The sequence below is a fragment of the Streptomyces purpurascens genome (assembly GCF_045040895.1).
GTDB lineage: Bacteria > Actinomycetota > Actinomycetes > Streptomycetales > Streptomycetaceae > Streptomyces > Streptomyces purpurascens.
In genome coordinates, this window is sequence record NZ_CP108341.1 from 3,596,468 (window position 1) to 3,609,188 (window position 12,721).

Annotated in this window: 9 protein-coding genes and 2 tRNA genes; 4 read left to right on the forward strand and 7 right to left on the reverse strand. The window is 73.2% G+C overall.

All coding sequences use genetic code 11. From position 1 onward, the window contains the following. Entirely contained in the window at window positions 1-1,446 is a 1,446-nt protein-coding gene (locus OHU35_RS16345) for an MFS transporter (RefSeq protein ID WP_405505738.1), read from the reverse strand. 192 nt (window positions 1,447-1,638) lie between these two features. Between OHU35_RS16345 and OHU35_RS16350 the strand changes: the two genes are divergently transcribed. Beyond that, a tRNA-OTHER gene (locus tag OHU35_RS16350) sits at window positions 1,639-1,736 on the forward strand. Window positions 1,737-1,757: 21 nt separating this feature from the next. Beyond that, window positions 1,758-1,832, forward strand: a tRNA-Cys gene (locus tag OHU35_RS16355). Between the two features lie 5 nt (window positions 1,833-1,837). Here OHU35_RS16355 and OHU35_RS16360 read toward each other — a convergent pair. After that, window positions 1,838-2,326 carry a DUF6083 domain-containing protein gene (locus tag OHU35_RS16360; RefSeq protein WP_359893941.1) on the reverse strand — a complete coding sequence of 163 codons (489 nt, stop codon included), beginning with the start codon at window positions 2,324-2,326 and terminating at the stop codon, window positions 1,838-1,840. Between the two features lie 111 nt (window positions 2,327-2,437). Here OHU35_RS16360 and OHU35_RS16365 point away from each other — a divergent pair, with 111 nt between their 5' ends. Both OHU35_RS16365 and OHU35_RS16370 read left to right on the forward strand, forming a co-directional pair. After that, window positions 2,438-3,289, forward strand: coding sequence for an alpha/beta fold hydrolase (locus OHU35_RS16365; RefSeq protein ID WP_405505740.1), 852 nt, complete (start codon window positions 2,438-2,440; stop codon window positions 3,287-3,289). 14 nt (window positions 3,290-3,303) lie between these two features. Beyond that, complete coding sequence (locus tag OHU35_RS16370; RefSeq protein ID WP_405505741.1) at window positions 3,304-4,149, forward strand: MerR family transcriptional regulator; 846 nt, start codon at window positions 3,304-3,306, stop codon at window positions 4,147-4,149. Here OHU35_RS16370 and OHU35_RS16375 read toward each other — a convergent pair. The 5 genes from OHU35_RS16375 to OHU35_RS16395 form a co-directional block, all read right to left on the reverse strand. Beyond that, window positions 4,079-5,245: an SUKH-4 family immunity protein gene (locus OHU35_RS16375; RefSeq protein ID WP_405505743.1), complete on the reverse strand. Its 1,167-nt coding sequence runs from the start codon at window positions 5,243-5,245 to the stop codon at window positions 4,079-4,081. The two genes, OHU35_RS16370 and OHU35_RS16375, sit on opposite strands and share 71 nt — an antisense overlap. A 267-nt stretch (window positions 5,246-5,512) precedes the next feature. After that, on the reverse strand, window positions 5,513-7,822 hold the full coding sequence (locus tag OHU35_RS16380; RefSeq protein WP_189723968.1) for a xanthine dehydrogenase family protein molybdopterin-binding subunit: 2,310 nt from the start codon (window positions 7,820-7,822) through the stop codon (window positions 5,513-5,515). Beyond that, complete coding sequence (locus OHU35_RS16385; protein WP_405505744.1) at window positions 7,819-9,945, reverse strand: 2Fe-2S iron-sulfur cluster-binding protein; 2,127 nt, start codon at window positions 9,943-9,945, stop codon at window positions 7,819-7,821. The genes OHU35_RS16380 and OHU35_RS16385 overlap by 4 nt, the downstream gene beginning before the upstream one ends. Then, window positions 9,942-10,835: a xanthine dehydrogenase family protein subunit M gene (locus OHU35_RS16390; RefSeq protein ID WP_189723970.1), complete on the reverse strand. Its 894-nt coding sequence runs from the start codon at window positions 10,833-10,835 to the stop codon at window positions 9,942-9,944. The genes OHU35_RS16385 and OHU35_RS16390 overlap by 4 nt, the downstream gene beginning before the upstream one ends. 260 nt (window positions 10,836-11,095) lie before the next feature. Then, window positions 11,096-12,721 (reverse strand): beta-N-acetylhexosaminidase, encoded by a 1,626-nt coding sequence (locus OHU35_RS16395; RefSeq protein ID WP_405505745.1) that lies wholly within the window; start codon window positions 12,719-12,721, stop codon window positions 11,096-11,098.

Below are 12,721 nucleotides of genomic sequence, written 5' to 3' on the forward strand. Positions count from 1 at the left end.
TCACCGCTCCCGCAGCCGCGTCGTCACCCAGGCCCCCACCAGCGCCACTCCCGCCATCGGCAGGAACACCGCGGCGAAGGCGGCCGGATGTGAGCCGGAGGCGTGTGCGGTCGTGTGGCTCACCGTGCCGCCGCCGAGGGCGGCGAACGCGGCGCCGCCGGCGGAGAGCAGGACGACGTTGGAGAGACCGTCGGAGATCTGCAGGGCGGCGGAGTTGGAGCCGGCTTCCGCCGGGGCGGAGAGCTGGAGCAGGAGCACGCTCGTGGAGGAGATGACGAGCCCCATGCCGAGGCAGCCGAAGGCCCAGGCGACGGCCAGGGTCCAGACGGGCACGGAGTCGATCAGCACACTCGGCGCCGTGGCGATGGCCGCCGTCACCAGGAGCATCCCGACGGTCGTCAACCGCTCCCGGTACGCCTCGAACCGCGACCGCGACTGCACCCACGAGCCCAGCGCCCACGTCCCGCCGCCCGCGGCGAGCGAGAACCCGGCCAGTGTCGGACTGAGCCCACGCTGGGTCACCAGCATCAGCGGCACGAACGACTCGGCGGCGATGAAGGACCCCGCGGCGACACCGCGCAGCAACACGACCGACGGCAGCCCGCGGGCGGCCCGGTACGTCCCCTTCGGCAACAGCCCGAGCACGGCAGGCACCAGCAGGGCCACGCCCACGGCGCCGGGCAGGAGGGAGAGGGGGCGCAGATCCTGGGCGGCGTACTGGAGCAGCCCCGCGCCGAGGGAGATGGCCAGGGCGAGACGAATACGCCGACGGTCGAAGGACTTGGGCACCGCCTCCCCGACCGGACCGGCAGCCCGGCGCCGTATCTGCGGCAGCGCGAGCGCCAGCGGGAAGACGACGAGCACCGGAATCCCGACGAACACCCATCGCCAGCCCAGTTGTTCCGTCACCGTGCCGGCGGCGAGCGGACCGACGATCGACGGTACGACCCAGCTCGCCGCGAACGCCGCCATGATCGCCGGCCGCAGCCGCTCCGGATAGGCCCGCCCGACGACGACGTACAGCGCGACGATCACCAGCCCGCCGCCGAGCCCCTGCACGGCCCGCCCCAGGATGAACAGCCACATCACCCCGGCCGTCCCCGACAACAGCAGCCCGGCCCCGAAGGAGGAGATGCCCACGGCCAACGGCCCGAGAGGCCCACGCCGGTCGGACCACTGCCCGGCGAGCACCATCCCGAACAGACTCGTGGTGAAGTACCCGGAGAACGCGAACGCGTACAGCGACACCCCGTCCAGCTCCCGCGCCGCGACCGGCATCGCCGTCCCCACGGCCGTCGCCTCGAAGGCGATGAGCAGCACGACGGACACGATCCCGACGCTCAACGCCCGATAGGCCCGCCCCAGCACGGTCTCCGCCGCCTCGGAGACCGAGGGGGCGGCGGTGGCGTCTACGACCTCTGGGTCACTCGGCTTGGGGACGGTCATGACCGCCAGCGTAAGTTCCAAGCGGCCCGTTGACCCCTGTCGCGAGACGGTGAACCACCCCGACCTTGGTCGTACGCCCCTGGCCGGACCCCCGCTCTGTAAACGCCGTATGGCAGTCCCATTGCGGCACACCCGATGCCCTTGAGCACCGCTTCCCCACCGACCTACTGTCAGTACATCGAGTTGGAACACGGCCGTGTGCCCGAGTGGTTCAGGGGCTCGCCTGCGCTGCATCCATCAGCGAGCTCCGCTCGCGGGGAGTTACACGGGTTCGAATCCCGCCACGGCGGCCGAAGTTCGGACTTGATCACGGCCGTGTGCCCGAGTGGTTCAGGGGCTCGCCTGCAAAGCGAGTTACGTGGGTTCGAATCCCGCCACGGCCTCCACAGCATCAACCCGCGTCCGGAAGCGGCTCCCGGGCGGCTTCCTCGTCGGCCTTTCGCCAAGCCCGGCGGGCGTTCTCCGCGCGTACGGCGTCCAGCCACCGCCAGAGGCCGATCTCCTCGAGTCTCAGACCAGGACAGGCGATCCGGTGCGGTACGCGGCATACGGCCCCGGGCGTGGGCTCGTCCGCGCGGCTGTTCCATGCCGTCCCGTTGGAGTCCACGTACCAGCGGTGCCAGGCGGGCACCATGTGTGCCGGCACCGGCATGTCCGGTTCGAGGAGGACGTGCCAGCCGTAGTAGGTGATGCGCCGATCACCGACAAGCCCGCAGTTGGGGCACACGGGCGGAGCGGGCGGCTCGGGACCGGTGGCACCTTCCATCGCGGCCTGGGCCCGGTCGGTCTTCTCCCACGGCTGCGGCACGCCCGGCGGCGCCTGCCGGTGTCCGTCGGGATCGGGTAACGGGATGATGCTCGACTCGGCTGTATCCCCCATGAATCGAGCATCAGGGGCTGCCCAGGACCGGGGTAGGGCGCAATAAGGGCGCAACGGGAGCAGTCGGGTGGGCAAGGAAGCAGGTCACCGCTCCGCTCCCCCGCCCCGCGGTTGACCCTGACGCACGGGCAACCCCCCAACCTGATCCGCATGCCTGCCACAAGCGACAGCACCACACGCCACCTCACCGTTCAGCACGACGGCGTCACCATCCCGGTGTCTCGTGGCGGCCGGGGAAGACCCCTGGTTCTGTGCCCGGGGCTGAACTGCACACAGGCCGACCTGCACGAGCTGATCGATCTGCTGCGGCGCGATCACGAGGTCGTGGCCTTCGATCTCCGGGGGCACGGGCTCTCCTCCGCCGCCGAGCGGTACTCCTTCGACGCGTTTCTGGGTGATCTCCGTGCCGTGATGGGGGAACTCGAGCTGCCGTCGCCGCCCTTGCTCGTGGGGTACTCCCTGGGCGCGGATCTGGCGGTGCACCACGCGGCCGAGTGTCCCGACGGCGTCGCCGGGCTCGTGCTCGTCGACGGGGCGAATCCGCTGCCCGAGCCGTTCGTCAGCGCCGTCGACCTCGCGGAGTTCCGGGAGATGGCGCGGCACGAGGCCGAGCGGAACCAAGGCAAAGAGCGAGCGCGTCGGGTGATGCTCAGTGCCCAGGAGATCTTCGAACTCGGCCTTGAGATGGATGTGGTGCGGGCCGAAATTCTCGAGCGCTACCGGAAGGCTGATGGAGCCGTGCGCATGATCATGTCGAGCGCGATCGCCGGCCGCAGCGGCGCGGGGCGCGCGCCGCGGCACAACCGGCTCTGGCGGAACGGCGTCGAGCGACTCGTCCGGGAGCGGGCGAACGTCTCCGTCTCCTGGCTCGACGCCGACCATCGGCTGGTCTTCACCCACGCACCGGACATCGCCGAGATCGTCCGGAGCGCACAGCAGCCGGTCGGCGGGCCGGCCTCCTGAGCCAGACTGGGCCCATGCTGACCATCGGCGAGCTCGCGGCCTACGCGAGAGTGACCGTGCGCGCCGTGCGGCACTATCACGCCAAGGGACTGCTGCCGGAGCCCGAACGGGATCACTCCGGCTATCGGCGGTACGACGCCGGGGCCGTGGTGGAGCTGATCAGGATCCGGACTCTCGCCGAAGCCGGGGTTCCGCTGGCGCGCGTGCGGGAGTTGCTCCAGGCCGGCGAGGAGGAGTTCGCCTCGGCCGTCGCGGACATCGACGGTCGGCTGGAAACGGAGATCCGGGAGCGGCAGCGGCACCGCGCGCGGATCGCCCGCCTCGCCTCAGGAGACAGTCTGGCGCTGCCCCCTGAGGTGGTCGGGTTTCTCGACCGGCTGCGGGCGCTCGGCGTCGACGAGCGGATCGTCCAGGCCGAGCGCGACGGCTGGATCCCGCTGGTCGCGCGCTCACCCGAGCGGGTGCCGGAGTGGATCGCACGTAAGCGGGAGCAGATCGCCGATCCGGAGTTCGTCGACTTCTATTTGGCCTTGAGTGCGGCTCTCGGGTGGAGTGACAACGATCCGCGGCTGGTGGAACTGGCCGACCGGGTGGCCGCCTACGTCACGAGGCTGGCCGAGGAGAGGGGCGAGGAATACGTCGGCGACCCGGGCGGCATCGAGCCGGTGCTCGCCGAGTTGATGGACGCGTTCGTCTTCGACACCGTGCCGTCCGCCCGTCGGCTCATCGAGCTGCTGAGGCAGCGGGGCTGGGTCGGCTGGACCACCCTCCAGCGCACAAACCCGCCCCCTACAACACCCCACCCGCCTCATCGCGAAACACATCCGTCCAGTAGTGCCGCCCCGACCTCCCCGCCATGACCCCCGTCGGGTCCACCGCCGAGAGGACCTGGAGCATCGTCATGGCCAACTGGTCGTACGTGTCGGTCGTCAGCTCATGGTCCGACTGGGAGTCGATGGCGCGCTCGCGGTGCAGGAGCCAGAGGGTGAAGGCGAGGGTCGAGACGTCCGTGTTCAGGGGGTGCAGGGTCGCTTCGGGTTCGTTCCAGTTCAGGACCGCGCCCGTCTCGCCGTCGACGACCAGGCTGTTGTCGTCGACCAGGCAGCCGATCCGTATCAAGTGGTGGGCACGGGAGGGGAGTCGCGTCGGGCCGTCCGCGTCGGCGTAGTACTCGGCCAGCGTCGCCAGTGGTACGTCCGTGTCCAGGGAGAAGACATGGGCGTCCTCGGGCAGGCCCACCTCGCGGAGGAAACGGCGGGTCGGCTCGTGGGTGAGCGTCGCGGGGAAGTCGACGTCTTCGAAGCGGGCCACCTTGCCGGGGCCGAACTCCTGGTCCAGCAGGCGGTGCGGGAGGTCCAGGGAGAGGCCTGACGCACCTCCCCGTCCCGCGACCAGGGAGAGGGGGCGGATGAGGGCCGCCATCTTCCAGAAGGGGGCCGGCTCGCCGTCCGTGCCGTCCCGGAAGACCGCCAGGAGGTGCTGGGACGCCTGCGCCACCGCCTTCGGGCCGTAGCGGCCCGCGTAGGAGGCGAACTGGCCGCGCAGGCCCGCCAGTTCGTCCGTCGCCTCCGCGAACCGCACCAGGGTCCGCAGCGAGGGGGCCAGGGGGCGGCGGTCCATCAGGTCGGGGCGGTCGTGCAGCAAGGAGGTCGTCGAGATCTCGCCCGTCGCGCCGTCCAGCAGGACCGACTCCGTCTCCAGGCCTCCGGGGCCCAGCAGTCCGCCTATCACCAGCTGCTCGCGCAGCTCCGACGACAGCCGGTCGGCCGGATCGCCCGTCGAGTCCGCCACCGTGCGCAGGCCCTCCCGGCTCAGCTCCGCGAAGCTCAGCACGCCGCTCTCGCAGGGCAGTCCGGGGCCGGTCAGCCAGTGCCGCGTCGACGCGTGCGTCACCCACGGGTCCAGGTCGGACTCGGTCAGGGTGATCACCGCGGAACCGGCGTCGGTCATACTCATGGGCTCCCCCGCATGTGCTTGCTCACCGTCCCCGTGGCGGAGCACGGCCGACCGCCCGGCCAGGCCCGGCAGCCGTCCCCCACTGCCCAGAACAGTACGCCCCACCACTGACAACGCCCCGGAACAGCGACGCGCCCATCGACTTCACGTCCGGCGACTTCACGTCGAGGGGCTGCGCGTCCACCTCACCAGACGCTCAGACACCCCTCGCGCGTTCCGTTCCCGCCGGAATCGCCTCCACGAGGACGGCCCCCTCCAGCAGGGACATCAGGACCGTTCGGTGACCACCGCGGCCTGCGGACGGATCGGCAGCCGGTTCACGGGGCGGCCCGTGGCGGCACGTACGGCGGACGCGACGGCCGCCGGGGACGTCACCACCGGCACCGCGCTGACCGCCTTCGCGCCGAAGGGGGCGACCACGTCCCGTTCCTCGACCAGCTTGACGATGCGGATGTCCGGCGCGTCGAGGGCCGTCGGGAGGGCGTAACCGGTCAGGTCCGGGTGGCGGATCAGGCCGCGCGGGGTGCGCAGGTTCTCGGTCAGCGCGATGCCCACGCCCTGGGTGACACCCGCCTCGATGCGGGCGGCCAGCTGGGCCGGGTTCAGGACCCGCCCCACGTCCTGGGCGACGGCCAGTTCCACGACCCGTACGGAACCGATCTCGATGTCGACGTCCACCACCGCGCGGATCGCGCAGAAGGACATGCCCACGAAGGCGTCCCCCTGCCCGGCCTCGTTCAGCGGCTCGGTCGGGTGCGGGCGGCACTGGGCGGTGGCCCACAGTTCCTTGCCGTCCAGCGCCTCGGTGACGGTCGTCGAGAGGACTCCGTCGTACGACGTGATCTTGCCGTCGTTGATCTGCAGCAGCTCCGTGGACATGCCGAACTTGTGGGCGAGCGGCTGGAGGAGCTGCGTACGGACCATTTTGGCCGCGCGCTCCACCGCCCCGCCCGACACCCAGGTGTGCCGGCCATGGCAGGCCGGGCCCGCCGTGGGCTGGTCGGTGTCGACCGGCGCCACGTGCACCTCGTCGACGCCGAGTGTCTCCTGGACGATCTGCCGGGCCAGGGTCGTGAAGCCCTGGCCGGTCTCGACCGCCGCGCACAGGACCGTCGCCACACCGTCGTGGACCTTCACGGTCGCCGTGGAGACCTCGTCCGCGCCCTCCGCGCCGAGCATGTGCACCATGCCCACGCCGTAGCCCACGCCCCGGCGCACCGCGCCCGGTTCGCCCGCGCCCTCGGGACCGCCCGGCAGCAGCCACTCGTCCTCGGGGGTGTCCTTGGGCAGCGGCGGCAGTGGGAAGTCCCGTACGGCCTGGAGCAGTTCGGCGACCGGGGCCGGGCACGTCACCGTCTGGCCGGTCGGGAGCACATCGCCGGTGGCCATGGCGTTGCGCAGCCGCACCTCGGCCGGGTCGATGCCGAGCTTCTTGGCGATCTTGTCCATCTGCGCCTCGTAGGCGGCGCAGACCTGCATGGCCCCTTCGCCGCGCACGTGGCCCGACGGGGGGTTGTTGGTGCGTACGGCCCAGCCCTCGATGAAGGCGTTCGGGACGACGTACGGGCCGCAGGCGAAGCCCACGGCGGCGGCGAGGGCCTCGGCGGAGCTGTCGGCGTAGGCGCCCGCGTCGAGCAGGATCTGCGCCTCGACCTTCACGAGCGTGCCCTCGGCGTCCGCGTGGTGGCGGTAGCGCAGCAGGGTGGGGTGCCGGTGGGCGTGGCCAAGGAACGACTCCTCGCGCGTGGCCGTGAGCTTCACCGGGCAGCCGGTCCGCAGCGCCAGCAGGCCGAGCGGGAGCTGGAAGCCCTGGTCCTCGCGGTCGGCCGTGGCGCCGGGGACGCCGGTGACGACGACCTTGACGCGCTCGGGCTCCAGGCCGAAGGCGGCGGCGGCCGTGTCGCGGTCGGAGTGCGGGTCGGTGGAGGCGAGGTACAGCTCCACGCCGCCGTCCGGGCGCGGTACGGCCAGGCCCGCCTCGGCGCCGATGGGCGCGGGGTCCTGGCGGCCGATGCGGTACAGGCCCTCGACGACGATCTCGCCGGCCGCGTCCGGGTCGCCGTGGTGCAGCGGGATGTGCCGGATCAGGTTGCCGTCGGGGTGCAGCGGCTCGGCCTCGAAGGCGTGCTCCGGGTCGGTCACCGGGTCGAGCACCTCGTACTCGACGATGACGGCGGCGGCGGCCATGCGCGCGGTGTCCGGATGGTCGGCGGCGACGGCGGCGATGGGCTCGCCGTGGTGGCGTACCACCTCGGAGGCGAAGACCGGGCGGTCGGCCGTGCCGCGGCCGTGGAACGGGCTGCCGGGGATGTCCTCGTGGGTGACGACGGCGCGTACGCCGGGCATCTCGCGCGCGTGGGAGGTGTCGATCGACACGATGCGCGCGTGCGGGTGCGGGGAGCGCAGCACGGCCGCCCACAGCAGTCCCTCGGCCCACAGGTCGGCGGCGTACGGGAAGGTGCCCTCCGTCTTGGCGCGGGCGTCGGCGGCCGGGAGGGAGACGCCGAGGCCGTGCGGCAGCGGTTCGGGGGCGGGGACGGCCTCCGCGGCCTGCGCGGTGGCTGCTTCGTTGCTCACGCGGGGCCTCCGTCCTGGCCGTAGGGCTGGTCGTGCGGATCGGGGGAATGCTGGTCCGGGGAACGCGCGTCCCGGGCGTGCGCGTCCGGGGGCGATCCGAAGGCCGACGGGTGGACGCCGCCGGCGCCCGGCCCCGCCTGGCGCGGGATACGGGCCTCGTCGTTGTCGCCCGCGGCGGGTCCGGCGTGTGTCTCGCGTTCGGCGACGACGTCCTTCACGGCGTCGACCACGCCCCGGTAGCCGGAGCAGCGGCACAGGTTGCCGCAGAGCGCCTGGCGGGTCTCCAGCTCGGTGGGCGCCGGGTTGCCCTCCAGGAGGTCGTGCACGGTCATCGCCATGCCCGGTACGCAGAAGCCGCACTGCACGGCGCCGCAGCGCGCGAGCGCCCGCTGTACGTCCGAGGGCTGCCCGTCCTCGGCCAGGCCCTCGACGGTGCGGACCTCGCTGCCGGCGGCGGTCACGGCCGGAACCAGGCAGGACGCGACGAGCCGCCCGTCGACCTGGACGTTGCACGCCCCGCACTCGCCCTGCGAGCAGCCGTCCTTGGCGCCGGCCAGCCCGAGCCGCTCGCGCAGCACGTACAGCAGGGACTCGCCGATCCACGCGTCGGTGACGGGGCGGTCGGCGCCGTTGACGCGCAGGACGAAGGAGGCGAGGGGGTGTTCCTCCTGCGGGAGGGTGGGTGCGTCCCGGGGTGCGGAGGCCGCGTCGTCCGGGGCGCCGGAGGGGTCCTCCGGTGCCGGGTCGTCCGGGGACTCGCCGTCGGCGGCCTCCGGTCCGGCGTCCGTGTCCGCGTCCGCCATGGCGGGGAGGGGCACGGCGACCGGCTCGGCGGGGCCGTCAACGCCCTCTGCGGCGCCCGGGGCGTCCTCGGCGGGCCCGTCGGCCTCACCGGTCCCGGGAGCGGCCTGTGAGGCGTCCTGAACGGCCTCCGGGGGCACGGCGTGTTCGGCGGCGTGCGACTCGTACGGCTGGGCGGGCGCGGGGGGCGCGGGGTGCTCGTCCGGGTGTCCGGCGGGGCCGGACGGTTCCGGTGCGTGGCCGGGTGCGCCGGACGGCTCGGCCGCGTGATCGGCGCCGTGCTCGGCCCGGTGCTCTGCCCCGTGCTCGACTCGGTGCTCGGCGAAGCCGGAGGGCTCCGATCCGTGGTCGGCGAACCCGGAGGGCTCCGATCCGTGATCGGCGAAGCCGGACGGCTCCGGCGCATGGCCGAGCCCCCCGGGCTGAGGTGCGTGGCCGCTGCCCGGCGTCTCGTGCGTCGGGGCCGTCTCCTCCTGCGGCAGGGGTCCGGCAGGCGGCTGCTCCGGGGCGTGCGCGCCCTGGTCCGGTGCGTATGCGGAGGGCGGTCCGGCGAGCCCCCGCTGCCCGTGCCCGTGGCCCGGCTCGTGTTCCTGCGGGTAGCCCGGCCCGGCCTGCTCCAGCCCCGGCGCGTCCTGCGGGACCTGCTGCCCCCACGGTTCGCCCGCCGCCTGTGACGCCCACGGCGCGGGCGCGCCGCCCGGGAGCGTGGCCGGCGGGTTGCCGCCCCACTGCTCGACCAGCGAGGACGTGGTGAACTCGCCCGACTCGTCCGGAAGGTCGCCCCCGGCGACGGGGATGGACCACTGCCCGGTCACGTCATGGCCGGGCGCGGGGTCCGCCGCCGCGGCCTCCTCGAAGTTCCACTGCCCGGTGGCTCCCGGGTTGTACGTGAACCGGTCGTCCCCGCCGTGCTGCCCCGCCCCGGGGTCGGATCCGTACGGCGTACCGGAGCCGTAGGGCGCGTCGGAGCCGTACGGCGTGTCGGCTCCGTAGGGCTGCTCCGCGAGCTCGTGGCCCTGCTGCTGGTGTGCCGCGTGCGGGTCGTGCCACTGGGCGCCGTCGACGGGCGCGCCGGGCACCGGCCACGCGCCCGGGGCGGCCGGGTCGGTTCCGGCGGTCGTGGCGGGGTCGACCGCAATCTGCGGCGGTACGTAGCCGTGGCCGGGCGCGGCGAGGGGACTGTCGGCGGCCAGCAGGGCGTCGACGCCCCCCTCGGGGAGCTCGACGAAGGCGGTCGCGCCGTCGTCGTACTCGCCCTGGGGCAGCGGGTCCCAGCGGCTGCCGCCCCGGGGTGTGCCCTGTCCGTGCTGGTCGTCGGTCACGACAGCGCCCTCCCCAGTGCTCGTCGGGCCAGCGCGGCGACGGTGCGCCGCAGGTGCAGTACGGCGGGCGGAAGCTGCGGTACGGAGCCGTCCTCGGCGGGGGCCGCGTCGGGGATGCAGGCCGCGGCGACGTACTCCCCGAAGGCGTTCAGCGCCTCCGGCACGATCGCGCGGTTGTTGTCCCAGTCGATGAGCCGGCCGACCCACTCCTCTGCCTGCAGGGGCCGCAGCGCCATCGGCGCTATGGCGCCCACCGCGCAGCGCACACCCCGGCGCGCGGGGTCCAGGACCAGGGCCACGGACGCCACCGCGCGTCCGGGGCCGGTACGGCCGGTCGCCTTGAGGAAGACCTGCGGGGCGTGCAGCAGCGGCACGCGCACGTAGCCGATGAGTTCGCCGGCGCGCAGCATGTCCATCCCGGCCAGCAGGTGCGACACCGGGATCTCCCGGCGGGCTCCGCCCGGGCCCGCGATGATCAGTGTCGCCTCCAGGGCCGCCAGGACCGGCAGCGCGTCACCGGTGGGGGCGGCCGAGGCGATGTTGCCGCCCAGGGTGCCCGCGTTGCGGATGTGCGGCGGGCCCGCGGCGCGCGCGGCGGCGGCGAGCGCCGGGATCAGGGCCGCGAAGTCGGGGCGTCCCATGCGCGCGTGGGTGAGGCCCGCGCCGAGCAGCGCGTGACCGTCCTGGTACTGCCAGCCGCGGATCTCGCTGATCCGGCCGAGTCCCACCAGCGCGGCGGGCCTGAGCTGCCCGGAGTTGACGGAGGCCATCAGGTCGGTGCCGCCCGCGACGGGCACGGCGGCGGGCACGGCGGTGAGTGCCGCGACGGCCTCGTCCAGCGTCGTGGGCAGCGTGACGGCCTGCGCCGCCTGCGGTGCGTGCGTGGTCAAACCGGCTGCCCCTTCCCGCTGCCCCACCTGGTCCCACCTGTGCTGCCGTACGGTACGTGCTGACAGGGCGGACGTGGCAACTCTGGCACATCTTGGCGAGAGCCGAAGACACGGGTCCGCTAGGAGGCATTCGCCCACCTCATCGGGGAGATGGTCCGTTTTCGCACGGGTTCACCAGTGCATGCCGATTGGCACTTTCGGTGACCCTTGTGCGCATTTTCCGTGGCCTGTTCGAGCTGTTCGGTAACCGCGAGCAGGTACTACCGGTGAGGCGGCGGACCGTCGATCGGGCGCCCCAGCACTCCGGGGCGCTGCTGCCAGGGCAGCGGTCCGGCGGGGGGCCGGTAGGCGACGCCCAGGGCGTCGAGTCGCCGGTAGTGGGCCGTCATCCGGTGCTCGAAGCCGGCGAAGTCCCGTTCCTCCGGAGCGGGCAGGGCGCTCCAGGCGACCTCGGCGAAGGCCGCGAGCCGGGGGAACGCCTGGTAGTCCACGCGCGCCTGGTCTTCCATCACCTCGGTCCACAGGTTGGCCTGGGTGCCCAGCACGTGCCGGGCCTCCTCGGGCGTCAGCTCCGGCGGCACGGGCTCGAACCGGTAGACGTCCTCCAGGGTGCGCACCCATCCGATCGGTACCGGCTCGTCGGGGCCCGGGTCCTGACGGTGGTCCAGATACACCTGCTGCTCGGGGCACATGACGACGTCGTGGCCGGCCCGGGCGGCGGCGATGCCTCCGGCGTAGCCGCGCCAGGAGGACACGGCCGCGCCCTTCGCCAGCCCGCCCTCCAGGATCTCGTCCCAGCCGATCAGCCGGCGCCCGCGCGCGGAGAGCCACGCGTCGAAGTGCCCGATGAACCAGGACTGGAGCTCGTCCTCGCCCGCGAGCCCGAGTTCCCTGATGCGCGCCTGGGCGGTCTCCGACCGCCGCCACTGGTCCTTGGGGCATTCGTCGCCGCCGATGTGGACGAACTCCGACGGGAACAGCTCGAGGACTTCCTCGAAGACGCCCTCGTAGAAGCGCAGGGTGTTGTCAGTGGGGGCGAGTACGTTCGGGTTGATTCCCCAGGTGTCCCAGACGGAGAGGCTGTTGGTGGCGATGACGTCGGTGTTGCCGAGTTCCGGGTACGCGGCGATGGCGGCCTGCGAGTGGCCGGGCACGTCGATTTCGGGGACGACGGTGATATGCCGCTCGGCGGCGTAGGCGACGATCTCCCGGATGTCGTCCCGGGTGTAGTAGCCGCCGTGCGGCTTCTCCTCCCACAGCGGCGAGGCGCGGTGGCCGGTTTTCGTACGGGCACGCCAGGAGCCGATCTCCGTCAGCCGCGGGTGCCGCTCGATCTCGATGCGCCAGCCCTGGTCGTCCGTCAGATGGAAGTGGAAGACGTTGAGTTTGTGCGCCGCCAGCAGATCGAGGTAACGCAGGACGCCTTCCTTGGGCATGAAGTGACGGGCGACGTCGAGCATCAGGCCGCGCCAGCGGAATCGGGGCGCGTCCTCGATCGTGAGGTGCGGCACGGCCCAGGCGCGGTCGCGGCTGAGCGGGGCCCTGCGGTAGGCGTCGGGGCCGAGGAGTTGCCGCAGCGTCTGGGCGCCCCAGAAGACCCCGGCCGCGCTGCCGCCCTCGACGAGGACGCCGCTGAAGTCGCTGACGAGGCGGTACTCCTCGGGGCCCAGTGCGGGGTCGAGTCGGAGCCCGATGCCGTCGTCGCCGGCGTCGTCGGGTTCCCGCCCCTCGTGGAGCGGCAGGCCGGTGGCCTGCCGGAGGGCGGTGCGCAGCCAGTGGCCGACGCCCTCCGTCCCGGTGCCGGCGCAGAGCCGGGAGTGCTGCGTCAGCCGCACCTCGCCGGGGCCGGTGACGACGCCGCGGGGTGCCGGAATCAGATCGGTCAC

Coding starts and splice junctions, on each gene's coding strand:
- OHU35_RS16375 (WP_405505743.1), bottom strand. CDS start 5,245: ATGAGTATGACCGACGCCGGTTCCGCGGTGATCACCCTGACCGAGTCC.
- OHU35_RS16370 (WP_405505741.1), top strand. CDS start 3,304: ATGCTGACCATCGGCGAGCTCGCGGCCTACGCGAGAGTGACCGTGCGC.
- OHU35_RS16345 (WP_405505738.1), bottom strand. CDS start 1,446: ATGACCGTCCCCAAGCCGAGTGACCCAGAGGTCGTAGACGCCACCGCC.
- OHU35_RS16360 (WP_359893941.1), bottom strand. CDS start 2,326: ATGGGGGATACAGCCGAGTCGAGCATCATCCCGTTACCCGATCCCGAC.